Origin of the sequence: Embleya sp. NPDC008237, from assembly GCF_042956465.1 — a bacterium.
Classification (GTDB): domain Bacteria; phylum Actinomycetota; class Actinomycetes; order Streptomycetales; family Streptomycetaceae; genus Embleya.
In genome coordinates this window covers 1-23,014 of sequence record NZ_JBIBGL010000001.1, presented here as the reverse complement: position 1 = coordinate 23,014, position 23,014 = coordinate 1, and the positions used below count along the sequence as shown (strand labels likewise).

The following is a 23,014-nucleotide window of genomic DNA, read 5'->3' as shown; positions in this document are numbered from 1 at the left end:
AGGTACCAATCGGGGCCGGCTCGCATGGGGTACCCGAGTCCCATATCGCTCCCCCGGACGTCGTGGTCACCCGCCCCGCACACCCGCAGCCGCCGCCTCCCCCGAACCTGCCGGCCACCCCGCCCCAAGCCCTCGGCCGCCCCCGAACCCCCCGACCGCCACCTGCGCTCCGGGCAAGCTCGGCAAGTCCCCCACAAGGCCCGCCGACGATACGTAGGCTGCGGGTATGACCGACCCGACGGGGGAAAAGCGGCTCGTACTCGTGGTCGAGGACGAGCCCATGATCGCCGACGCGGTGGCGGCCCGGCTGCGGGCGGAGGGCTTCGGCGCGCTCATCGCGTCCGACGGCCCCGCGGCGCTGACCGCGGCCACGACCACCCGACCCGACCTGGTCGTCCTCGACGTGATGCTGCCCGGCCTGGACGGCCTGGAGGTGTGCCGGCGGCTTCAGGCGATGCACCCGGGCCTGCCGGTGATCATGCTGACCGCGCGCGACGACGAGACCGATCTGCTGGTCGGTCTGGCCGTGGGCGCCGACGACTACATGACCAAGCCGTTCTCGATGCGCGAGTTGGTCGCCCGGGTGCACGTGCTGTTGCGCCGGATGGAGCGGGCCGAGGCGGCCGCCCGGGCCGTCTCCCCCGAAGCCGCGCTGAACCTGGGCCGGTTGCGGATCGACCGTACCCAGCGCCGGGTCCGGCTCGGGGTGGACGAGGTGCACCTGACCCCGACCGAGTTCGACCTGCTGGTGTGCCTGGCGTCCCGCCCGCGCGCCGTGCTCTCGCGCGAGCACTTGCTCGCCGAGGTGTGGGACTGGGTCGACGCCTCCGGCACTCGTACCGTGGACAGCCACGTCAAGGCACTGCGCCGCAAACTCGGCGCCGAGTGGATCCGGACCGTGCACGGCGTGGGCTACGCGTTGGAGGCGCCATCCTGAACCTCGCCGACCCCCGCCCCGCGCGGCTGCGGCGCCTGCGGCTGAGCCGCGGCAACCTGCGGCCGCTCGATCGGCTGCGCTCGATCAAGGCCAAGCTCGGCGTGCTCGTGATCGCGTCCGTGTTCGTCTCGACGCTGCTGATCATCCTGGGGCTGCGGGCCGAGGTCCGGTTCCGGTACATGCTCGTGTTCACCTCGCTGGCGTGCCTGGCGGTCACCCTGGTGCTCGCACACGGGATGACCTCGCCGCTGCGCGAGATGACCGCCGCCGCGCAGGCGATGGCCCGCGGCGACTACTCGCGCCGGGTACGCGCCACCTCGCGCGACGAGGTGGGCCGCCTCGCCGGCGCGTTCAACCGGATGGCCGCCGACCTGGAGGCGGTGGACCGACATCGCCGCGAACTGGTCGCCAACGTCTCGCACGAACTGCGCACGCCCATCTCCGCACTGCACGCGGTGCTCGAGAATCTCGTGGACGGCGTGCAGGAACCCGATCCCGACACGCTGGAGCTGGCGCTCAATCAGACCGCGCGACTGGGTCGACTCGTGTCACAACTTCTCGACCTTTCCCGGTTGGATTCGGGGGCCGTGCCGCTCCAGGCGCGCGAGTTCGCGGTGCGCCCGTTCCTGACCGCGCTCACCGCGGAGAACGGAGCGCTGAGCAGCGACGTCAGGTTCCGGGTCGACGTGCAGCCGGCCGATCTCACCGCACTGGCCGACCCCGAACGGCTGCATCAGGTTGTTACCAATCTGGTGGCCAATGCCTGCCGACACAGCCCCTTCGGTGGCACCGTGAGTCTGCACGCACGACGCGACGAGGGCCCGGGCAGTCTGCGCCTGGAAGTTCAGGACGAAGGGCCCGGGATCCCGTACGGCGAGCGCGGTCGGGTCTTCGAGCGGTTCACCCGTGGCGGCGGAAGTTCGTCCACCGACGGGGGAACCGGACTGGGCCTCGCGATCGCCCGCTGGGCCGTGGATCTGCATGGGGGTGATATTTCCGTAGCCGAATCGAGCCATGGGTGCCGTATCCGAGTGCTCCTACCCGGTGACCCGACGTAACCGGGTGATCGGTCACTTACTGCACGGGACGATCCCGACATGACGTTCCGTGACCACCAATACGGCGGGAAGCAACAAACGCGACTAAACGGTCAACCGTTTGTGATCTACGCGACGCGGAGGCCGAGGGGCCTGCGCGACACTGGTCAAAGGGCGTAGCCTTGTTTCCCGCTGTCCACCACCCCAGGAAGCGGAAGAGGGCGGTTGCCGCCGTGTCGTCACAGTCCCCTAGCAACCCGATGGCCAGCTTCGGCCCCAACGAGTGGCTCGTCGACGAGATTTACCAGCAATATTTGCAAGATCCCAACTCGGTGGATCGTGCTTGGTGGGACTTCTTCGCCGATTACAAGCCCAGCGAGCCGTCGACGCCGTCGACGTCCGCCGGCCCAGCCACCGTGGCAAGCCCGAGCGGCCCCACACCAGTGAGCAGTACCACGAACAACTCTGGAAGCATCCCCGCGCCGAGCCCGGCGCAACCCCCCGTGACGACGGCAATGCCGTCGAGCGCAGTGGGGACGACGACTCCGGCCCCGGCCCCGAGCCACCCGATAATGACGACCGGCGTACAGGACGCGGCCCCTTCGCCGACTCCGCTCCCGGCCGACACTCCGGCTCCGGTCCAAGCCGCGCCTGCCAAGGCCGCCACACCTGCGACGCCCGCACAGGCACCCGCCGCCAAGGCACCCGCCGCGCCCGCGAAGAAGCAGCCCGCCGCATCCCCCGAGGCCGTCCAGCTCAAGGGCCCGGCGGCACGTGTCGCGATCAACATGGATTCGTCGCTCGCGATTCCCACCGCGACCAGCGTGCGGGCCGTTCCGGCCAAGCTGCTGATCGACAACCGGATCGTGATCAACAACCACCTCAAGCGCGCTCGCGGTGGCAAGGTCTCGTTCACCCACCTCATCGGCTACGCGCTCGTCCAGGCGGCCAAGTCGATGCCGTCGATGAACCACTCCTACGAGGAGCGCGAGGGCAAGCCGTTCCTGGTCAAGCCCGCGAACGTCAACCTCGGCCTCGCGATCGACCTGACGAAGGCCAACGGTGACCGCCAGCTCGTGGTGGCGGCCATCAAGAAGGCCGACGAGATGGACTTCTTCGCCTTCTGGCAGGCCTACGAGGACATCGTCCGGCGAGCCCGCTCGAACAAGCTCACGGTGGACGACTTCGCCGGAGTGACGATCTCGCTGACCAACCCGGGCGGCATCGGCACCGTGCACTCGGTGCCGCGCCTGATGCCCGGTCAGGGCACGATCGTCGGCGTGGGTGCGATGGACTACCCGGCGGAGTTCGCGGGGGCGTCCGCGGACACCCTGTCCCGTCTCGCGGTCAGCAAGACGCTCACGCTGACCAGCACGTACGACCACCGCATCATCCAGGGCGCCCAGTCGGGCGAGTTCCTGCGCCGGATGAACCAGCTGCTGCTCGGTGAAGACTGCTTCTTCGAGGAGATCTTCCGTTCGCTGCGCATCCCGTACGAGCCCGTGCGCTGGGTGCAGGACATCTCCGCGACACACGAGGACGACGTCAACAAGACGGCACGTGTGCAGGAGCTCATCCACTCCTACCGGGTCCGCGGTCACCTGATGGCCGACACCGACCCGCTGGAGTACAAGCAGCGCCGGCACCCGGACCTCGACGTGGTCGAGCACGGGCTGACGCTGTGGGACCTCGAGCGCGAGTTCGCCGTCGGCGGCTTCGCCGGCCAGGCGCTGATGACCCTGCGCGACGTGCTCGGCGTGCTGCGGGACACCTACTGCCGCACCGTCGGCATCGAGTACATGCACATCCAGGACCCGGACCAGCGCCGCTGGATCCAGGAGCGGGTCGAGGTGCCGCACGCCAAGCCGGACCGCGAGGACCAGCTGCGCATCCTGCGCCGGCTGAACGCGGCCGAGGCGTTCGAGACCTTCCTGGCCACCAAGTACGTCGGCCAGAAGCGCTTCTCGCTGGAAGGCGGCGAGACCACCATCCCGCTGCTCGACGCGATCATCTCGGCCGCGGCCGAGGACGGTCTCGACGAGGTCGCGATCGGCATGGCGCACCGCGGCCGGCTGAACGTGCTGACCAACATCGTCGGCAAGTCCTACGCGCAGGTCTTCCGCGAGTTCGAGGGCAACATCGACCCCAAGTCGATGCACGGCTCGGGCGACGTGAAGTACCACCTCGGCGCCGAGGGCACGTTCTCCTCCGAGGACGGCGCGCAGGTCAAGGTCTCCCTGGTGGCGAACCCCTCGCACCTGGAAGCGGTCGACCCGGTCCTGGAAGGCGTCGTGCGCGCCAAGCAGGACATCATCGACATGGAGGGCGCCGACTTCCCGGTGCTGCCCCTGCTGCTGCACGGCGACGCCGCGTTCGCGGGCCAGGGCGTGGTCGCCGAGACGCTCAACATGTCGCAGCTGCGCGGCTACCGCACCGGCGGCACGATCCATGTGGTGATCAACAACCAGGTGGGCTTCACCGCCTCCCCGGCCGCGTCCCGCTCGTCCATCTACGCGACCGACGTCGCGCGGATGATCGAGGCGCCGATCTTCCACGTCAACGGCGACGACCCCGAGCAGTGCGTGCGGATCGCGCAGCTCGCGTTCGAATACCGGCAGACGTTCCACAAGGACGTGGTGATCGACCTCATCTGCTACCGGCGCCGGGGTCACAACGAGGCCGACAACCCGTCCTTCACGCAGCCGCTGATGTACGACCTGATCGACAAGAAGCGCTCGGTGCGCAAGCTCTACACCGAGGCCCTGATCGGTCGTGGCGACATCACCGTCGAAGAGGCCGAGCAGGCGCTCAAGGACTACCAGGACCAGCTGGAGAAGGTCTTCTCCGAGGTCCGACAGGCCACCGCCCCGCAGGCCCCGCAGGCGACCCCGGCCGCACCCGCGGCGGACATCGCGTTCCCGCGGATCGACCCGACCGGCATCGCGCACGAGACGGTCAAGCGGATCGTCGAGTCGCAGGTCTCGCTGCCCGAGGACTTCGCCGTGCACCCGCGCCTGCAGCCGCAGTTGCAGCGCCGTGCGGCGATGGTCGAGGACGGCACGATCGACTGGGCGATGGGCGAGACGCTCGCGTTCGGCTCGCTCCTGATGGAGGGTCGCCCGGTGCGGCTCGCCGGTCAGGACAGCCGACGCGGCACCTTCGGCCAGCGGCACTCGGTCCTGGTGGACCGCACGTCCGGCGCCGAGTACACCCCGCTCGCGCACCTGTCCGACGACCAGGCCAAGTTCACCGTGTACGACTCGCTGCTCAGCGAGTTCGCCGCGATGGGCTTCGAGTACGGCTACTCGCTGGCCCGGCCGCAGTCGCTGGTGTTGTGGGAGGCGCAGTTCGGCGACTTCGCCAACGGCGCGCAGTCGATCATGGACGAGTTCATCTCCTCCGCCGAGCAGAAGTGGCACCAGCACTCCGGTGTGGTCCTGCTGCTTCCGCACGGCTACGAGGGCCAGGGCCCGGACCACTCGTCCGCACGCATCGAGCGTTACCTGCAGATGTGCGCGCAGAACAACATGACGGTGGCCGCGCCGACCCTGCCCAGCAACTACTTCCACCTGTTGCGCTGGCAGGCGCTCAACCCGCACCACAAGCCGCTGGTGGTGTTCACCCCGAAGTCGATGCTGCGCCTGAAGGCCGCCGCGTCGAAGATCGAGGAGTTCACCAGCGGGCAGTTCCGGCCGGTGATCGGGGACACCACGGTGGACCCGAGCAAGGTCAAGCGGGTGGTCATGTCCTCCGGCAAGTTCCACTACGACCTGGCCGCCGGGCGGGCCAAGTCGGGCCGCGACGACGTCGCCCTGGTGCGCGTGGAGCGGCTCTACCCGCTGCCCGTGGCCGAGCTCAAGGCCGAGCTGGAGCGGTACGGTCTGGACCGCTACGGCAAGGACCTGGAGCTGGTCTGGGCCCAGGAGGAGCCGACCAACCAGGGCGCGTGGCCGTTCATCGCGCTCAACCTGGTCGAGTACGGCCTGCCGGCCCCGCGCCGGATCGCCCGTCCGTCGTCCTCGTCGCCCGCGGTCGGTTCGGCCAAGCGGCACGAGGCCGAGCAGCAGGGTCTGGTCGAGGAAGCGATGAGCTGATCCACGGCTTTCGCCGAACCACCGACTCCGCCCCGGCCCGCGTACGATGCGCGCCGGGGCGGAGTCGCGTGCACCCGGGTGCCGCGCACCCTCACACACACCGGAGTCGGAGAGCATGTATTTCACGGACCGTGGCATCGAGGAGCTGGAGAAGCGACGCGGCGAGGAGGAGGTGTCCCTGGCCTGGCTCGCCGAACAGCTGCGCACGTTCGTGGACCTGAACCCCGAGTTCGAGACCCCGGTCGAACGGCTCGCGACCTGGCTCGCCCGGCTGGACGACGACGAGGACGACGAATAGCCGATCCCGGGCGCGGGCCGACCCCCGGCCCGCGCGGCTCTCCCGGGCCCGTGCGGCGGGGCCGGGCGCGGTTCAGGCGTCGCCGGAGCGTCGCAGTGTGCGGGTGTGCCACAGAGCCCAGCAGAGGCCGTACAGCACCAGCCCGACCGCCAGGCCGCGGCCGAATCCGGTCGCCGCGTCGAAGCCGAGCACCTCGAAGGCCGGCACTCGCCCGTCCGGGAACGGAAGCAGCGCCCGGGCCGCGCCGAGCGCGCCGACCAGCACCAGCGCGCCCAGCACCGCCCAGCGCCCCGCGACGGGCATCCGCAGGCCGGTGATCGGCCGCACCGGCAGCCGGCCTGTCCAGCGCCACGTCCACACCGCGCCCACGGTCAGCCCGACCACGGTGCTGACGTGTTGGAGCAGCACATAGCCCGGCCGCAGGCCGAAGAACTCCCGGCGCAGCTCGGGCAGTACGTGGGCGACGCCCGGGTCGTCGTGGTGCGTCCAGGCGTCCCAGCCGATGTGCGTGAGGCCGCCCAGGACGGCCGAGACCACGAACCAGACGCAGACCGAGACGCTCTCCCGCAGGAACGGCCGGCCGGCCCGCGCGGCCGCGTACAGCCGGCCCGGCAGGCGTGGTCGCAGTGGCTCCTCCAGCGCGCCGCGGATCCGGTCCGGGAGCAGCACCAGCAACGGTCTCGCGAGCAGGTGGAAGGCCAGCACGAGCAGCACGGTGAGCGCGACGTTCAGGCCCAGGACACCCGGCCAGAGTTCGTGGGTGGCCTGCCGGTCGGCGCGCGTCGGCAGGAAGTCCAGGCGCACGAACAGGATCACGTCCGGCGCCATCGCGCCGAAGGCCAGCGCGGACGCGATCAACGGGCCGTGCCGGCCCGCCCCGTCCCCGGCCGTGGTGCCGGTACGGGTGGCGCCCTGTAGCGGCAGCACCGCCACGATGTGGCTGAGCGTGAATGGCATGCGTGGTGCCCCCGGTGGTGGTGCCGTCGGCCCGCGTGCCCGCTCGCGCGCACGCGCGTCACGGGCACGACGCGCGGATGAGCGAAGTCCCTCGGCTTCGAGAAACGTCGAAACCAGACCCGATGGTTCCCTTGACGTTCGGCAGACGCGATATATCGTGAATGACAGAGCTTCGCGATATATCGCGTTCGACACTCCGACCCGAAGGGGAGGGTCCATGTCCCAATGGACGATCGACGCACCACGAGACCTCACACTCGACTCCGTGCGCGTGCTCCGCGTGCGCACGATCGGCGGACTGGTCGACGTGGTGGGCACGGACGGGCCGCCGCGCCTGGAGGTGCACGCCGTCGAGGGGCCGCCGCTCCAGGTGACCCACGACGAGGTGAGCGGCGAACTGGTCGTCTCCTATCCGGACCTGACCGGCAAGCACCTGAAGAGCTGGTTCCAGAACGCCCGACGCCGGGCCGACTTCAAGACCTTCATGGCGGACGGCCGCGCGCTCGGCCGGCGGCACGCCGAGGTCTCGCTGGCCGTGCCGTGGGACTGCACGGTGGAGATCGTCGTGGTGTCCGCACACGCGACCGTCTCCGGCATGCACGGTGACACCGCCGTGCGCAGCATCGGCGGCGACGTGACCCTGGTCGGTCTGACCGGCACGGTCGATGCGAACACCGTCTACGGCTCGGTGGACGCCGAGTCGATGGCCGGCGACCTCGGCGTGGTCACCGTGGCCGGCTCGCTCACCGTGATCGAAGGCACCGGCGGCCGGGTCCGGGCCAACTCGGTGTCCGGCCCGATGACCCTGGACCTGGACGCGGTCGGCCGCAGCCACGTGCAACTGAGCACCGTGTCCGGCGATCTGACGGTACGGCTGCCGCACGAGGGCGACATGCACGTGGACGTGCGCAGCGCGACCGGCTCGGTCGACTCGGTGTTCGACGAGCTGACCACGAGCGCCAAATTCGGCACCAGCCACGTGAGCGGCAAGCTGGGCGAGGGCTCGGGGCGGCTTCGGATCAACTCGATCGCGGGCGACGTGACGCTGCTGCGTCGCGCCCCGGAGGGAAAGGTGATCGCATGACCCCGGTCTTCGGTCACGGCCGCCTGCGGCTGTACCTGCTCAAGCTGCTCGACGAGAGCCCCCGACACGGCTACGAGGTCATCCGGCTGCTCCAGGACCGCTTCCTGGGCCTGTACGCCCCCTCGGCGGGCACGGTCTACCCGCGCCTGACCAAGCTCGAACAGGAGGGTCTGGTCGAGCACGACGTCGAGGGCGGCCGGAAGGTCTACCGGATCACCGCCGCCGGGCGGGCCGAACTGGCGGCGCGGCAGGAGGAATTGGCCCAGTTGGAGGCGCAGATCCGGGAATCGGTCTACGAGCGGGCCCGGGAGATCCGGGACGAGGTGCGCAGCTCGGCGCAGAACCTGCGGGAGGAACTGGGCCGTGCCGCCCGCGAGGTGCGCAAGGCGCCGCGCGCCTCGACCGGGGAGCGCCCGGAGCCCGAGGGCAAGCGGCGGCCGGCGGGCGAGGGTTGGGAGCCGATCTTCTCGCAGAAGATGGCCGACCTCGCCGAGGGCCTGGCGCACAACCTGGTCGACCTGGCCGGCAAGCCCGGTCTGCACGACCTGGAGCGCGAGCTGCGGCGCCGGTTCGGCGGCGCCGACCCCGAGCCCCCCACGGCCCGCGACCGGGCAACCGACGCCTGGGCCAAGGAAACCGACCGAACCGGCCGCGCCGGCGACTCCTTCGACCTGGACGCCATCCTCGACACGGTCCGCACCGAGGTAGCCCCCCTGGCCCGCCGAGCCGGCATCACCCCCGACCAATTCGACCGAGCCCGCCACATCATCGTCACAGCCCTGAACGACCTCCGAGAGGTCTTCACCGAAGACCCCCCGAGCTGACCCACCCCCTCGAGCGCCGGCCGCCCAGTGAAACCACCCAGCCCGGTCGGCGCTCGAGGCCAAGCCCCACCGGCGCATGAGGCGAACCAGCCCGGCCGGCGCTCGAGGCCAAGTAGCCCGGCCGGCGCATGAGGCCAAATCAGCCCCGCCGGCGCTCGAGGCGAACCAGCCCGGCCGAGCGCATGAGGCCAGGCAAACCAGCCCGGCCAAGCGCATGAGGCCAAACCCGCTAACCCCGAAGGTGCAGCTCCGCCAACCCCAGGCGCCCAAGCCCAAGCTGCCGCGTCGACACCGACTCGACCCGCCCACTCCGCCCCACCGCCGACTTCGGATACACCGGCGGCAACACCACCGCATCGCGAGCGACAATCTCCCCCGCCACCCGCGTGAGCGTCGCCCGCCGAGCCGTATCCGCCGTCCCCCGAACCTGCTCGACCAGCCGATCCAGCTCCGGATTCGCGTATCCCGTGTTGTCCGCGCTCGTCGACACCGCCGGAGACAACACCGCGAGCCCGGTCCGCCCGACCGCATACGCCGACCCGCGCAGATCGACGAGCGCCACGTCGAAGTCCCCGGTCCGGCGCCGCGCCGCCCATGTCGCCGGGTCCACGTTCTCGACCGTGACGGTGAACCCGACCCGATTCCACCCCTCGGCCAACACCCGTGCCACATCCCGCACTTCCCCGGCGTCCCCGGCCACCGCAAGCAGCGTGAACCGCACACCGGCAGGCACCGGCGCCTCGCCGAACATCGCGGTCACCCGCTCCGGCTCCACCGTCGGCCCCGCGGTCGCACTCGGGCTCGGCTTGGGGGACGTGGTCGGCGAAACCCCCCGACCGTACGGGGTGTACTCCGGGTCCCACCCCTCGTTGCCCGGCCCCAGCGGCCCCTGCCCGATCACCGCGTCGCCCCGGTACACGTCCTGCGATACCCGGGTCCGGTCCATCCCGTACGCCAGCGCCCGCCGCACCGCGACGTTGTCGAACGGCGGCCGGCGCAGGTTCGGCAGCACCACCAGGTCCGCGGGCCCGCTCGCGGTCTGCACGTACGTGTCGTCGCCCTTGCGCAACCGGCGCACCTGGTCGGGCGTGGGCCGCGGGTACACCGCCACCCGGTGCGCCTTCAGCTCGGCCGGCCCGTCCGCGACGGCACGGAACTCGATGCCCTCCAGCGGCACGGCCTTGCCCCGATGGTCCGGATCGCGCCGCAGCACGACCGTTCCCCCGTCCGCCCTCGCGAGCCGGAACGGCCCGGTCCCGACCAGGGCCCGCGGATCACCCAGCGTCGCCCGATGCGGGATCGGCAGGCAGGCCAGGACGGCCCGCAACGCGCCGAACGGCCTGGGCAGCCCGATCCGTACCGTCTGCGCGTCCGGCGCCTCGATCGTGCCGAGCCGACCCGCCAGCCACGGCGCCCAGTCGCCGGCCGTCGCCGGATCGCCGACCCGGCGCAGGCAGTCCACCACGTGCTCCGCGGTGAACGGGTCCCCACCGTGGAAGCGCACTCCCGCGCGCAGCCGGATCGTCCAGCTCAGCCCGTCCGGCGCGATCTGCGGATCGGCCCCGGCCAGCACCGGCCCGATCGTGGTGTCGTCCCGGTAGGTGTACAGCGCCTCGACCACGGGATCCGCGATCCACCGCACCGGCTCGGCCGTGGAGTGCACGGGGTTGAGCACGTCCGGCAGGCGCGGCAGCCCCACGGCGAGCGTGCCGCCGGTGCGCAGTCCGTTGCCGGAGCACGCGGTGAGCAGGCCGGCGGAGGCCACGACCACGCCCGTACCGGCCCCGAGGGCGAGTACGCGGCGACGGGACAACGGCATCCGGCGGTCCTTCCGAGACGACCCGGGCGATGCCGGACCGACGTGTGGCGATCAGGCGGTGAGGACGATCTTGCCGAACAGGTCGCCCTCGGCCAACCGGCGGAAGCCCTCGCGCGCCTCGGTCAGCGGCAGCACGGTGTCGATCACCGGCCGCACCCCGCCGTTCGCGCACAGCCGCAGGAGACCGGCGAGCTCGTCCTTGTCGCCCATCGTGGAGCCGACCACACGCAGTTCCTGGAAGAAGATCCGGGTCAGTTCGGCAGCCTTGGGACGGTCGCCCGAGGTGGCGCCGGAGATCACCACGGTGCCGCCGGGCTTGAGGCTCTTGACCGAGTGCGACCAGGTCGCGGCGCCGACGGTCTCCATCACCGCGTCCACCCGCTCGGGCAGTCGCGCGCCGGAGGCGAAGACCGCGTCGGCGCCGAGTTCGATCGCGCGGGCGCCCTTGGCCTCGTCCCGACTGGTCACCCACATCCGGTATCCGGCCGCCTTGCCGAGCACCACCAGCGCGGTGGCCACCCCGCCGCCGGCGCCCTGCACCAGCACCGTGCCGCCCGGGCGCACGCCGGAGTTGGTGAACAACATCCGGTAGGCGGTCAGCCAGGCGGTGGGCAGGCAGCAGGCCTGCTCGAAGGACAGCTCGGCGGGCTTGGGCAGCAGGTTCCAGCGCGGTACCGCGACCTTCTCGGCGAACGTGCCGTCGTAGCGTTCGGTCAGGATCGACCGGGGCTCGTCGGTGCCCAGGCCGCCGATCACCGAGTGCACGACGACCTCGTTGCCGTCCTCGTCGATCCCAGCCGCATCGCAGCCCAGGATCATCGGCAGGCGTTCCTGGGTGATGCCCACGCCCTTGAGGGTCCACAGGTCGTGGTGGTTGAGCGACGCGGCCTTGACGGTCACGGTCGTCCAGCCCGGCGGCAGGCCGCCGTCGTGCCCGGGCTCGGGGCGTTCCCCCAGGCGGAGGCCGGTCAGCGGGTCCTGGGCATCGATGCTCACGGCGGTGACGGCAAACATGGAAGGAACCCTAGCGCCGTGCCGAACGCGGCCGGGCAGGGCGCCGGTGACGACGTGTGCGGCGCGCCCGAACGGGCGCGCCGCACACGTCCACGGGTCGCCGTGGATACGCATCGATCGTCGAACGGTCGGCGAGGAGCCGTCGGATGATCGCCGATCCACGGGCCGCGGCTCAGATGCGTGCGACGCCGTCCCGGCGCGCGGCCTCGGCCACGGCCTTGGTCACCGCCGGCGCCACCCGCTCGTCGAACGGCGAGGGGATCACCTTGTCCGGCGAGAGTTCGTCGGCGACGACCGCGGCCAGCGCCTCGGCGGCAGCCACCTTCATCCCCTCGGTGATGCGCTTGGCGCGCACCGACAGGGCACCGGCGAACACGCCCGGGAAGGCGAGCACGTTGTTGATCTGGTTCGGATAGTCGCTGCGCCCGGTGGCCACCACGGCCGCGTACTTGTGCGCGAGATCCGGGTCGATCTCCGGGTTCGGGTTGGCCATCGCGAAGATGATCGCCTCGGGCGCCATGGTCGCCACGACCTCCTCGGGCACCTTGCCCGCGGACACCCCGAGGAAGACGTCGGCGCCCTTCATGGCCTCTTCGATGCCGCCCTTGAGCTTGGCCCGGTTGGTCAGCTCGGCGATCATCCGCTTGATCGGCGTGAGGTCGTCCCGACCCTCGTGCACGATGCCCCGGCTGTCCACGACGCACAGGTCGCCGATGCCCGCCTCGATCAGGATCTTGGCGATCGCGATGCCGGCCGCGCCCGCGCCGGAGATGACCGCGCGCAGGTCGGCGAGCCGACGACCGGTCACCGTCGCCGCGTTGCGCAGCGCGGCCAGCGCGACGATCGCGGTGCCGTGCTGGTCGTCGTGGAAGACCGGGATGTCCAGCCGCTCCTGGAGCCGGCGCTCCACCTCGAAGCAGCGCGGGGCGCTGATGTCCTCCAGGTTGATGCCGCCGAAGGAGGGCGCGAGCCGGGCGATGGTGTCCACCAGCTCGTCCACGTCGGTGCAGGAGAGCGCGAGCGGCACGGCGTCGATGCCGGCGAACTCCTTGAACAGGATCGCCTTGCCCTCCATCACCGGCAGGGACGCGGCGGGCCCGATGTCGCCCAGGCCGAGCACGGCGGTCCCGTCGGTGATCACCGCGACCGTGTTGGACACCCACGTGTAGTCGTGGACGAGTTCCGGGTTCTCGGCGATGGCCGTGCACACCCGGGCCACGCCGGGCGTGTAGGCGAGGGACAGGTCGTCCCGATTGCGCACCGGGACGGTCGAGCGAACTTCCATTTTCCCGCCCCGGTGCAGGGCGAAGACCGGATCGAGTTCGTCCGTCGCCGTGCTGTCCGTCGGGATGATCTCCGCTGCCACAGTGACCCCTTTGTCGACATTGTCAGTAGAAGTGCAGCTCTCGAAGCGCGATCGCAGGCTGCATGCCTCAGCGACATCGGCGCTTCGTGCAGCGCACATGATCCGGCTGAGGTTACGGGGGTCACCCGTGACGCCGATTTTGGCACACCCCCCGAATGGGGGTTCGCCGGGGCGATGAACCGATTACCACCTTTTTGTGATGGCGCGTCAGACCCCTTCTCGCAACTGGCCCAGACGCTAGCGCCACGCGCAGTAGGCTGACAGTAACCGCCGCCACATCCGGCGCCTCGGACCCGTGCAGAAACGGGCGCGAAGGCATCCGGAAAGCATCCCGCCCGAGGTCGGGCCGGCACGCGCGACCGAAGGGCAGTCGTTGGATCTCTCCTCCTACGCCGAGCACGCGGTCCACCTGGTCAACACCGAGCAACCGGCGCGCGGCGAGGACCAGTTGCGCTCACCCGAGGACGTGCTGGCGCTGATCGCACCCGTTCGGCGCATCCCGCCCCGGGTGACGGATGCCGACGTGACCCGGCTGCGCTCGGTGCGCACCCGCCTGCGGGCGGTCTTCACGGACGCCGCGGCGGGCCGCGAGGGGGACGCCGTCGCCACCCTCAACGGCCTGCTCGCCGAATTCCCCGTGCACCCGCGGCTGACCGGCCACGACGCGAGCCCGTGGCATCTGCATCTGGCGGGCGACGCGGTGGGCGCGGCGGAGGGCTTCGCGGCGATAGCCGGCATGGGCCTGGCCGTCCAGCTGACCGCACACGGCATCGACCGGCTGGGCGTGTGCCAGGCGCCGCCGTGCCGGAACGTCTTCCTGGACCTGTCCACAAATCGCTCCCGCCGGCACTGCTCGGATCGGTGCACCTCGCGCACCAATGTGGCGCTGTATCGGGCCCGACGCCGGGCCCGCGACCCGCAGCCGGAGCGACATACCTGACATTTGCGGGTTGGCGAGCGGCGGACTGTGGCACATGTACATCGACGGCGTGATCTCGAAGTGCGAAATTACCAAAGTCGGGTACACTACGTACTCGTCAAATCACATATCGTGACGTACCGTTCGAGTAGGCAGCCGCCTCGTTCGTTCCCGCACCCGTTCCCGCATCGGTGACGACAGTTGTCGGCCGGCGCGGTAGCGTCGCTGGGGTTCCCCCCGACATCGGTGGTGACCGCCCGGCGGCGGCCACCCACAGCAGCACCTTGGAGGTGAGGGTGTCCCAGCGATCCGCATACACGGCGGACGAAGCCGGCACCGGACAGCGTGACTTCGTCGAGGTCCGACTGCCTGCCGAAGGTGCCTATCTCTCCGTCCTGCGCACCGCGACGGCGGGCCTCGCGGCCCGCCTCGACTTCACCCTGGACGAGATCGAAGACCTGCGCATCGCGGTCGACGAGGCGTGCGCGATGCTGCTCGACCAGGCGGTGGCCGGCGGAGTCCTCTCCTGCGTGTTCAACCTGGTGGGCGACGCGTTGCACGTGACCGTGTCCGCGCCGACCACGGACGGCCGAACACCCGCGCGCGACACGTTCGCCTGGACCGTCCTGTCGGCTCTGGCCGGCGAGGTGGACGCGACGGTGAGCGAGGACAAGGTGGTCAGCATCAGCCTGCACAAGAAGCGCGGTGGCGGGCCGGAGCAGACGTGAGCAGTGGTGTTGAAGGCGCGGCCAACGAACCGCAGCCGAGCGCGGCCTCACCCGACGAGGCCGCCGGGCGCGGCCGAGGGGAGGGTGAGGGCATGGTGAGCGACGCGAGCATGACGATGGACGGTGGCATCGAGGCGGCCGGACCGGACGGACCGGCACAACCTGCCGGATCCGCCGGGCCCACGGGGCCGGCGGTGCCGAACCGGCGACGCGCCGGTTCCGAACGCCACGCCCACGACCGGGAGATCGCGCGCGGCCTGTTCGCGCAGCTCGCGGTGCTCGAATCGGATCCGCCCGCGCGGGCCGCGGTGCGCGATCGGCTGGTGGAGATGCATCTGCCGCTGGTCGAGCACCTCGCCCGCCGGTTCCGCAACCGCGGCGAGCCGTTGGACGACCTGATCCAGGTCGCCACCATCGGCCTGATCAAGTCGGTGGACCGGTTCGACTCGGATCGTGGGGTCGAGTTCTCGACCTACGCGACGCCGACCATCGTCGGCGAGATCAAGCGGCACTTCCGGGACAAGGGCTGGGCGGTACGGGTGCCGCGCCGGCTCCAGGAGCTGCGCCTCGCGCTGACCTCGGCCACCGCCGAGCTCTCCCAGCGCAACGGCCGCTCCCCCACCGTGGCCGAGCTCGCCGTGCAATTGGGGATCTCCGAGGAGGAAGTGCTCGAAGGGCTCGAATCGGCCAACGCCTACAGCACACTCTCGCTGGACGTACCGGACACCGACGACGACTCCCCGGCCGTCGCCGACACACTGGGCGCCGAGGACGACGCCCTCGAAGGCGTCGAATACCGCGAATCGCTCAAGCCGCTCCTGGAGCAGCTGCCGCCGCGGGAGAAGAAGATCCTGCTGTTGCGCTTCTTCGGCAACATGACGCAGTCCCAGATCGCGCAGGAGGTCGGCATCTCGCAGATGCACGTCTCGCGACTGCTCGCGCGCACCCTCGCGCAGCTGCGCGAGCGGCTGCTCGTCGAGGAGTGACACCGAGGCCGCGACGGCGGCCCCGGACCGATCTCGGTCCGGGGCCGCCGTCGTTCCGATGCGTGCCGGGGCGCCGCCGGATCCGCGGGCTGCGGCCGGCTCAGGCCCGGTGGGCCTGGTGGGCCTGGTGGCGCGCTTCGAGCGCGTTGTACATGCCGGGTGTCGCGAGGGCGGCGATGGTACCCACGCCCACGATCATGGTCAGGATGCCGATCACCAGCTGATCGGCCTTGATCAGGTACCACCCCATGCCGACCACAATCAGGTTGGCGGTGATCGCCGGCGATCGGCTCCAGCGCCGGCCGCGGAGCATGCCCACGAACGCGGCGACTATCCCGGCGGCCAGGATCAGCAGGTAGATGCCGATCGCGACCCCCTCGGAGGCGTTGCTCGGATGGCCGAACTCGCTGCGGAAGGTCAGGTAGAGGGAGTATCCGAGGAGTGCGAACGCCTCGACACCGACCACCGCGGTGCAGATGCGCCAGGTGAGAGGGAGGGCCCCGGCGGGGCCCGACTGGTCCTGGGCGGAAGGGCTCTCGGTCACCCCACGACTGTAACCGGGGCCCGCGTCCCGGCGACCCACGGGAGCCCTACCCGCCGGTAGATACGCTGGTGTACATGCGCGCCCTTCTCGTCGTGAACCCCAAGGCCACGACCACCAGCGAGCGAACCAGGGACGTCCTGGCCCACGCGCTCGCCGGCGACCTCAAGCTCGACGTGATCGGCACCGAGCACCGCGGCCATGCGAGCGAACTGGCCCGACAGGCCGCGGACGACGGCATCGACCTGGTGATCGCCCTGGGCGGCGACGGCACGGTCAACGAGGTGGCCAACGGCCTGCTGGCATCCGGCCCGGCGCCGTCGCTGCCGGCGATGGCCGTGGTCCCGGGCGGCAGCACCAACGTGTTCGCGCGCTCGCTCGGCATGCCCAACGACCCGGTCGAGGCGACCGGCCTCCTGCTGGAGGCGCTGCGCGCGGGTCGCAGCCGGGAGATCGGCCTGGGCCTGGCCGACGAGCGCTGGTTCCTGTTCTGCGCCGGCCTCGGCTTCGACGCGGAGGTGGTCGGCAGGGTGGAGGAGCGTCGGGCCGACGGCCGGCGCGCGACGCCCGGGCTGTACGTACGCTCGGCGCTGCGCCGCTTCTACGGCGGGCGGGCCGAGCGCAGGCACGGGCCGCTGACGCTGGAGGTGCCCGGCGCGGAGCCGATCGAGGGAATCCGCCTGGGGATAGTGCAGAACACGGTGCCGTGGACGTTTTTGCGCAACCGGCCGGTGAATCCGTGCCCACAAGCGTCATATGACACCGGATTGGACCTCTTCGCGCTCACTCGGATGTCAACACTGCCCACATTGCGCCATCTGGCCCGGATGCTGGGCTCCACGGGTAATGCTCCACATGGGCGTCACGTCGTGTCCCTGCACGACTGCGATGCGTTCACTCTTCGGGCTGAAGAACCTGTTTCTCTTCAGGTCGATGGGGACCATCTGGGAGAACATCGGAGTGTGACCTTCCGGGGGGTTCCCCGTGCACTGCGTGTGATTGTGTGAGTGGAAGGGCCTTTTGGCCTTTCACTCGAACGCAAATACCGGGTTCACCCCTTCGATGTAGTGGTGTGACCTAGTCGACACCGATGATTTAAAAAATCCTGGCCCAAGGGGGTTGTATCGGCGGCCGAGGTTTGTAAGGCTCTACGAGGCGGCAGGGACGTGGCCGAAAGGTCATCTTCACCGCCCGAATCCACTGCCAAACCTGGGGACCGACTCCGTCGGCCCCTTGCTTGTCGGGGGGTTCGTGAAAGCGTTCACATTCACAAGCCACAGCGGGGCCGGAAGCCCCCGCTGACCCACGAGGAGTTGGACCGCATGGACTGGCGCCACGTTGCTGCCTGCCGTGACGAAGACCCGGAGCTGTTCTTCCCGATCGGCAACACCGGTCCCGCTCTGCTTCAGATCGAGGAGGCGAAGGCGGTCTGCCGCCGTTGCCCCGTGATGGAGCAGTGCCTGGGCTGGGCTCTCGAGTCCGGTCAGGACGCGGGTGTGTGGGGCGGTCTGAGCGAGGACGAGCGTCGCGCTCTCAAGCGCCGCGCCGCCCGCAACCGCGCACGCGCCTCCGCCTGATCAGTACGACAGGCTGAACACTCCGGGGACTTGATCACCGGAAACACCAAAGCATTGCCAGCAGTTGCCCCGCCAGGGTCCGGTCGGACCAGGGCGGGGCAACTGCTTTCGGTGGTACGGACGTTTCCCGGCGCCGGGGAATTCGTCGGCCGGCCGAATGCGGACGGGCTCAGCGGCGCTGCCGGATTTGCAGGTCCAACGTGACGATCGTGCCACCGGCCGGATTGGGCACCATGTCGAAACGGCCCGCGAGTTCGCTGCCGACCAGGGTGCGGACGATCTGTAGACCGAGGTTGCCGGAGACCTGCGGATCGAAATCCGCCGGCAACCCGATCCCGTCGTCGGTGACGGTGATCAGCAGGCGCTCCGCGCGCCGTTCCGCGTGCACCTCCAGGGTGCCGATGCGGTCGGTGTAGCCGGGATCCTCGAACGCGTGCTCCAGGGCGTTCTGCAACAACTCGGTCAGCACCATCGCCAGCGGCGTCGCGGTCTCGGCGATCAGTTCGCCGAAGTTCCCGTGCCGGGCGGTGCGAACCCGCACCGAGGACGCGGCGACCTCGGTGACCATGGACAACACCCGGTCGGCGATCTCGTCGAAGTCCACCCGCTCGTCCAGCGTCTGGGACAACGTCTCGTGCACGATCGCGATCGAGCCGACCCGGCGCACCGCCTCCTCCAGCGCGGCCCGGGCCTGCGGCGCGTCCATCCGCCGGGCCTGCAGGCGCAGCAGCGCGGCCACCGTCTGCAGGTTGTTCTTCACCCGGTGGTGGATCTCCCGGATGGTGGCGTCCTTGGTGATCAGCTCGCGCTCGCGCCGACGCAGCTCGGTCACGTCGCGCAGGAGCATGATCGCGCCGATCCGCTGCCCGCGCGGCTTGAGCGGGATCGCGCGCAGCTGCACCACCGCGGCGGGTGTCTCCACCTCGGTCTCGCGCGGGGCCCAGCCGCTGGCGACCGCGGAGATGGCCTCGTCCACCGGGCCCTCGTGCGGCGCGAGTTCGGCGGTGATCCGGCCGAGGTGGCAGCCGACCAGGTCGGTGGTCAGGCCGAGCCGGTGGTAGGCGGAGAGTGCGTTCGGGCTGGCGTACTGCACGATGCCGTCCGCGTCGAGGCGGATCAGGCCGTCGCCCACGCGCGGGGACGCGTCCATGTCGAGCAGTTCACCGGCGTGCGGAAACGTCCCTGCGGCGATCATCTGCGCGAGGTCCGCGGCGCTCTGGAGGTAGGTCAGTTCCAGCCGGCTGGGCGTGCGCGCGGTGAGCAGGTTGGTGTTGCGCGCGATGACGCCGATCACCCGGCCCTCCCGGGAGACCGGGATCGCCTCGACCCGCACCGGCACGTCGTCGCGCCACTCCGGGTCGCCCTCGCGCACGATCCGGCCCTCGTCCAGCGCGGCGTCGAGCATCGGCCGCCGCCCGCGCGGGACGAAGTCGCCGACCAGGTCGTCCTGATGCGAGGTGGCGCCGGTGTTCGGTCGCATCTGCGCGACCGCGACGTACTGCCCGTCGCTGGTGGGCACCCACAACACCAGGTCGGCGAAGGACAGGTCCGCGAGCAGCTGCCACTCGGACACGAGCAGGTGCAGCCACTCCAGGTCGGCGGTGGGCAGCGCGCCGTGGCGGCGGACGAGATCGTTCATGGAGGGCACACGCGCAGCGTACTTTCCGTCGGGCCTGCGATCCTGGCCACCCCACGTCGCCGCACCTGTGAGGTATCGATGTCCACCGAATCGCCCACGCCCCGGCAGCCGCTCGGCGGCGGCGGTCACCCGCTCGACTGGCTGGACATCCGCGCCAAGGACCGGGTCGAGGCGGGTCTGCGCCGCCGGCTGCGGCCGCGCGAGGCGACGGCGAGCGGATTGGATCTGGCCGGAAACGACTACCTGGGCCTGTCCCGCGACGAACGGGTGGTCGAGGCGACGGTGCGGGCGGTGCGCACGTGGGGCGGCGGGGCGACCGGGTCGCGGCTGGTGACCGGGTCCACCGTGCTGCACGCCGAGTTGGAGGCGGAGCTCGCGGACCACATGGGCGCCGAGGCGGCGCTGGTGTTCTCCTCCGGGTACCTGGCCAACCTCGGGGTGATCGCCGGGTTGGTCGGCAAGGGCGGCCTGGTCGTCTCGGACGCGATCAACCACGCGTCGATCGTGGACGCGTGCCGGCTCTCCCGGGCCCGGGTGGCGATCACCGGGCACCGGGACGTGCCGGCGGTGGCCCGGGTACTGGCGGAACGGGCCGAGGAACGCGCCCTGGTGGTCGTGGACGCGGTTTTCTCGGTGGACGGGGACATCGCACCCCTCGCCGAGCTTGCGGCCGTCACACGGCGATATGGCGCCGTCCTGCTCGTGGACGAGGCGCACGGGCTCGGCGTGGTGGGCCCGGGCGGCCGGGGCGCGGTACACGCGGCCGGGCTCGCGGGGGCCGACGACGTGGTGCTGACCGCGACGCTGTCCAAGGCGCTGGGCTCACAGGGCGGCGCGGTGCTCGGGCCCGCCCGGGTGATCGAGCACCTGGTCGACGCGGCACGGCCGTTCATCTTCGACACCGGGCTGGCGCCGGCGTGCGTGGCGGCGGCGCTGGCGGCGCTGCGGATCCTGCGCGCGCAGCCGGGATTGGCCGACGCGGTACGGGCGAACGCACGCGCGCTCTCGACGGGCGCCCGGGAGGCGGGTCTGCGGGTGACCGAGCCCGAGGGCGCGGTGGCCTCCGTGCTCATCGGCGAGGCGCAACTCGCCTTCGACACCGCGGCGCGCTGCGCCGAGGCCGGCGTCCTGGTGGGCTGCTTCCGACCGCCGTCCGTCCCGGACGGCATCTCCCGACTGCGCCTCGCCGCGCGCGCGGACCTGACGCCGGCCGACGTGTCGCGCGCGGTGGCGGCGCTGCGGTCGGCCACGTCGTGAGCGACGCGGTACGCCGGATCGGGGGCAACGCGGTCGCCGTCTCGCGGGCGCGGTGATCGGCACCTCGTGAGGCACCGCCGGCCTGCCACTGCATGAGTACAGCGGTTCGCCACCCCATGACCCGATAACCGCCCATATACGTGGCATGTCCCTCGACATTGGTCTAGACAACTAGGATTGGTCTGAACCAAAATGGGCGACGGCCTCCCGGCCCGCACCGGGAGGCCGCCGAACGTTCGGCCGCGTAGCGGTCCCGCAGGGAAGGAAGGGCACGCGTGGCCGGCATTGGGGCACCTCGCGTGCTTGTGGACGGGACGCTCGTCGGCCCCGCCGAGGTGGGTGTGGAGCAGGGTCGGATCACCGGCGTGACCGAGGGCCCCGGCGGCCCCGACGCCATCCGACTGCCGCACGGCGTGCTCACTCCGGGTCTGATCGACATCCAGCTCAACGGCGCGTTCGGACACGACTTCGTGGCCGCCGACTCGACCGCGTGGCGCGAGGTCGCCGCGAAGCTCCCGTCGACCGGGGTCACCGCGTTCTGCCCGACCTTCATCACCGGCGACCTGGACACGCTCACCGCGGCGCTCGTGCGGGCCGCCGAACTGCGCGCCAAGTTCGCCCTGGAGCCGATCTCGCGCGACCTGGGAGTGCACCTGGAGGGGCCGTTCCTGTCCCCGGCCCGGGTCGGCACCCACCCGCCGCAGTACCTGCGCGAGCCCACCCCCGAACTGGTCGACCGCCTGCTCCTGGACGACACCGTCCGCGAGGCGCTGACCATGATCACCCTGGCGCCCGAACTTCCCGGTGCGCTCGAGGCCATTCGACGCATCGTCGCCACGGGGATCCGAGTCTCGGCCGGACACACGGACGCGACCGCCGCCGAGATGTCCGCCGCCGCGGACGCGGGCGCGACCATGGTCACCCACCTGTTCAACGCACAACGCGGCCTGGGTCACCGCGAACCGGGCGTGGTCGGCGCGGCACTGAGCGACCCGCGGCTGACCCCCGGCCTGATCGCGGACCTGCACCACGTGGTGGGCCCGGTCTGCTCGCTGGTCCTGCGCGTGGCCGGCGAGCGCACCGCGCTGGTCACCGACGCGATGGCCGCCGCGGGCATGCCGCCGGGCCGCTACCGCCTCGGCGACATCGACGTGACCCTGGTCGAGGGCGACGTCCCGCGCAACCCCGACGGCACGATCGCCGGCTCCGCGCTGACCCTGGACCTCGCCGTCCGCAACCTGATCGCCCTGGGCAACCCCCCGGCCCGCGTCCTCACCTGCGCCACCCGAGTCCCCGCCGACGCCCTCGGCCGCACCGACCTGGGCCGCCTCGCCCCGGGCGCCGCCGCCGACCTGGTCTGGTGGAGCGACGACTGGCGGGTCCTCAAGACCTGGGTCGGCGGCGTGGTGGCGTACGAAGCGGACATCTGACCGCTCCCGCGACACCCCTCGCCGACAACCCACCGGCGTGGACCGTCCCTCCCAGGGCAGCCGCAGGACATGAACAAGACCGCCAAAGCGCTGCCCTATCGCCCGCTCGGCCTCCTCGCCGGCATCGGCGCGGGCCTGCTCGCCGGGAAGCTCGTCGACCGGGCATGGACGACCCTCACCGGCCGGGACAACCCACCCGACGCCTGGGAACGCGACCAGGGCTGGCCGGAAATCCTCCTCGCCGCCGCCATCGAGGGCGCCGTCTTCGCCATCACCCGCACCGCGGTCCAACGAGCGAGCGCCCTCGGCATCGAACACGCCACGGGATCCTGGCCGAGGTCGTAACCCACGGCGTTGGGGGGGGCCCCCCCCCCCCCCCCCCGGGGCCCCCGCCCCCCCCCCCCCCCCCCCCCCCCCCCCCCCCCCCCCCGCCGGCCCCCCCCCCCCCCCCCCCCCCCCCCCCCCCCCCCCCCCCCCCCCCCCCCCCCCCCCCCCCCCCCCCACACC

Annotated in this window: 20 protein-coding genes; 14 read left to right on the top strand and 6 right to left on the bottom strand. The window is 71.3% G+C overall.

Going from position 1 to position 23,014, the window contains the following annotated elements; all coding sequences use genetic code 11:
* Positions 1–226 precede the first annotated feature (226 nt).
* The 4 genes from ACFZBU_RS00100 (at position 227) to ACFZBU_RS00085 (ending at position 6,366) form a co-directional block, all read left to right on the top strand.
* A complete protein-coding gene (locus tag ACFZBU_RS00100) occupies positions 227–937 on the top strand; it encodes a response regulator transcription factor (RefSeq protein WP_391581162.1) in 711 nt (236 codons plus the stop codon).
* The gene (locus tag ACFZBU_RS00095) at positions 886–1,995 is read left to right on the top strand and encodes an ATP-binding protein (protein ID WP_391581161.1); all 1,110 of its coding nucleotides are present in this window, start codon (positions 886–888) and stop codon (positions 1,993–1,995) included. The genes ACFZBU_RS00100 and ACFZBU_RS00095 overlap by 52 nt, the downstream gene beginning before the upstream one ends.
* A 239-nt stretch (positions 1,996–2,234) precedes the next feature.
* Positions 2,235–6,068: a multifunctional oxoglutarate decarboxylase/oxoglutarate dehydrogenase thiamine pyrophosphate-binding subunit/dihydrolipoyllysine-residue succinyltransferase subunit gene (locus tag ACFZBU_RS00090; RefSeq protein ID WP_391581160.1), complete on the top strand. Its 3,834-nt coding sequence runs from the start codon at positions 2,235–2,237 to the stop codon at positions 6,066–6,068.
* A gap of 115 nt (positions 6,069–6,183) precedes the next feature.
* Entirely contained in the window at positions 6,184–6,366 is a 183-nt protein-coding gene (locus ACFZBU_RS00085; protein ID WP_020557400.1) for a DUF6104 family protein, read from the top strand.
* 72 nt (positions 6,367–6,438) lie between these two features.
* On the opposite strand, the gene ACFZBU_RS00080 is transcribed toward ACFZBU_RS00085, so the two are convergent.
* Complete coding sequence (locus ACFZBU_RS00080; protein ID WP_391581159.1) at positions 6,439–7,323, bottom strand: DUF4184 family protein; 885 nt, start codon at positions 7,321–7,323, stop codon at positions 6,439–6,441.
* A 217-nt stretch (positions 7,324–7,540) separates the two neighbouring features.
* Between ACFZBU_RS00080 and ACFZBU_RS00075 the strand changes: the two genes are divergently transcribed.
* Positions 7,541–8,407, top strand: a complete 867-nt coding sequence (locus ACFZBU_RS00075) for a DUF4097 domain-containing protein (RefSeq protein ID WP_391581158.1) — start codon at positions 7,541–7,543, stop codon at positions 8,405–8,407.
* On the top strand, positions 8,404–9,231 hold the full coding sequence (locus ACFZBU_RS00070; protein ID WP_391581157.1) for a PadR family transcriptional regulator: 828 nt from the start codon (positions 8,404–8,406) through the stop codon (positions 9,229–9,231). Before ACFZBU_RS00075 ends, ACFZBU_RS00070 begins: the two co-directional genes overlap by 4 nt.
* 229 nt (positions 9,232–9,460) lie before the next feature.
* On the opposite strand, the gene ACFZBU_RS00065 is transcribed toward ACFZBU_RS00070, so the two are convergent.
* The 3 genes from ACFZBU_RS00065 to ACFZBU_RS00055 all read right to left on the bottom strand — a co-directional run bounded on the left by ACFZBU_RS00065 (position 9,461) and on the right by ACFZBU_RS00055 (position 13,430).
* Positions 9,461–11,050, bottom strand: a complete 1,590-nt coding sequence (locus tag ACFZBU_RS00065; RefSeq protein WP_391581156.1) for an ABC transporter substrate-binding protein — start codon at positions 11,048–11,050, stop codon at positions 9,461–9,463.
* Positions 11,051–11,101: 51 nt separating this feature from the next.
* Complete coding sequence (locus ACFZBU_RS00060; RefSeq protein WP_391581155.1) at positions 11,102–12,064, bottom strand: zinc-binding dehydrogenase; 963 nt, start codon at positions 12,062–12,064, stop codon at positions 11,102–11,104.
* Between the two features lie 172 nt (positions 12,065–12,236).
* On the bottom strand, positions 12,237–13,430 hold the full coding sequence (locus ACFZBU_RS00055) for an NADP-dependent malic enzyme (RefSeq protein WP_391581154.1): 1,194 nt from the start codon (positions 13,428–13,430) through the stop codon (positions 12,237–12,239).
* Between the two features lie 373 nt (positions 13,431–13,803).
* On the opposite strand from ACFZBU_RS00055, the gene ACFZBU_RS00050 reads away from it, so the two are divergent.
* The 3 genes from ACFZBU_RS00050 (at position 13,804) to ACFZBU_RS00040 (ending at position 16,063) form a co-directional block, all read left to right on the top strand.
* Complete coding sequence (locus ACFZBU_RS00050) at positions 13,804–14,370, top strand: CGNR zinc finger domain-containing protein (protein ID WP_391581153.1); 567 nt, start codon at positions 13,804–13,806, stop codon at positions 14,368–14,370.
* 263 nt (positions 14,371–14,633) lie between these two features.
* A complete protein-coding gene (locus ACFZBU_RS00045) occupies positions 14,634–15,077 on the top strand; it encodes an anti-sigma regulatory factor (RefSeq protein WP_391581152.1) in 444 nt (147 codons plus the stop codon).
* Positions 15,074–16,063, top strand: a complete 990-nt coding sequence (locus tag ACFZBU_RS00040; RefSeq protein ID WP_391581151.1) for an RNA polymerase sigma factor SigF — start codon at positions 15,074–15,076, stop codon at positions 16,061–16,063. Before ACFZBU_RS00045 ends, ACFZBU_RS00040 begins: the two co-directional genes overlap by 4 nt.
* A gap of 100 nt (positions 16,064–16,163) precedes the next feature.
* Here ACFZBU_RS00040 and ACFZBU_RS00035 read toward each other — a convergent pair whose 3' ends face one another.
* On the bottom strand, positions 16,164–16,607 hold the full coding sequence (locus ACFZBU_RS00035; protein ID WP_391581150.1) for a hypothetical protein: 444 nt from the start codon (positions 16,605–16,607) through the stop codon (positions 16,164–16,166).
* Positions 16,608–16,681: 74 nt separating this feature from the next.
* Here ACFZBU_RS00035 and ACFZBU_RS00030 point away from each other — a divergent pair, with 74 nt between their 5' ends.
* Positions 16,682–17,611: a diacylglycerol/lipid kinase family protein gene (locus ACFZBU_RS00030; RefSeq protein WP_391581149.1), complete on the top strand. Its 930-nt coding sequence runs from the start codon at positions 16,682–16,684 to the stop codon at positions 17,609–17,611.
* Between the two features lie 315 nt (positions 17,612–17,926).
* On the top strand, positions 17,927–18,181 hold the full coding sequence (locus tag ACFZBU_RS00025; RefSeq protein WP_020557388.1) for a WhiB family transcriptional regulator: 255 nt from the start codon (positions 17,927–17,929) through the stop codon (positions 18,179–18,181).
* A 169-nt stretch (positions 18,182–18,350) separates the two neighbouring features.
* Here ACFZBU_RS00025 and ACFZBU_RS00020 read toward each other — a convergent pair whose 3' ends face one another.
* Complete coding sequence (locus ACFZBU_RS00020) at positions 18,351–19,820, bottom strand: sensor histidine kinase (protein ID WP_391581148.1); 1,470 nt, start codon at positions 19,818–19,820, stop codon at positions 18,351–18,353.
* Positions 19,821–19,898: 78 nt separating this feature from the next.
* On the opposite strand from ACFZBU_RS00020, the gene ACFZBU_RS00015 reads away from it, so the two are divergent.
* From ACFZBU_RS00015 to ACFZBU_RS00005, 3 genes are all read left to right on the top strand, one after another.
* A complete protein-coding gene (locus ACFZBU_RS00015; protein WP_391581147.1) occupies positions 19,899–21,077 on the top strand; it encodes an 8-amino-7-oxononanoate synthase in 1,179 nt (392 codons plus the stop codon).
* A gap of 275 nt (positions 21,078–21,352) precedes the next feature.
* Complete coding sequence (gene nagA / locus ACFZBU_RS00010; protein ID WP_391581146.1) at positions 21,353–22,507, top strand: N-acetylglucosamine-6-phosphate deacetylase; 1,155 nt, start codon at positions 21,353–21,355, stop codon at positions 22,505–22,507.
* A 69-nt stretch (positions 22,508–22,576) separates the two neighbouring features.
* Positions 22,577–22,852: a DUF4235 domain-containing protein gene (locus tag ACFZBU_RS00005; protein ID WP_391581145.1), complete on the top strand. Its 276-nt coding sequence runs from the start codon at positions 22,577–22,579 to the stop codon at positions 22,850–22,852.
* Positions 22,853–23,014 lie beyond the last annotated feature (162 nt).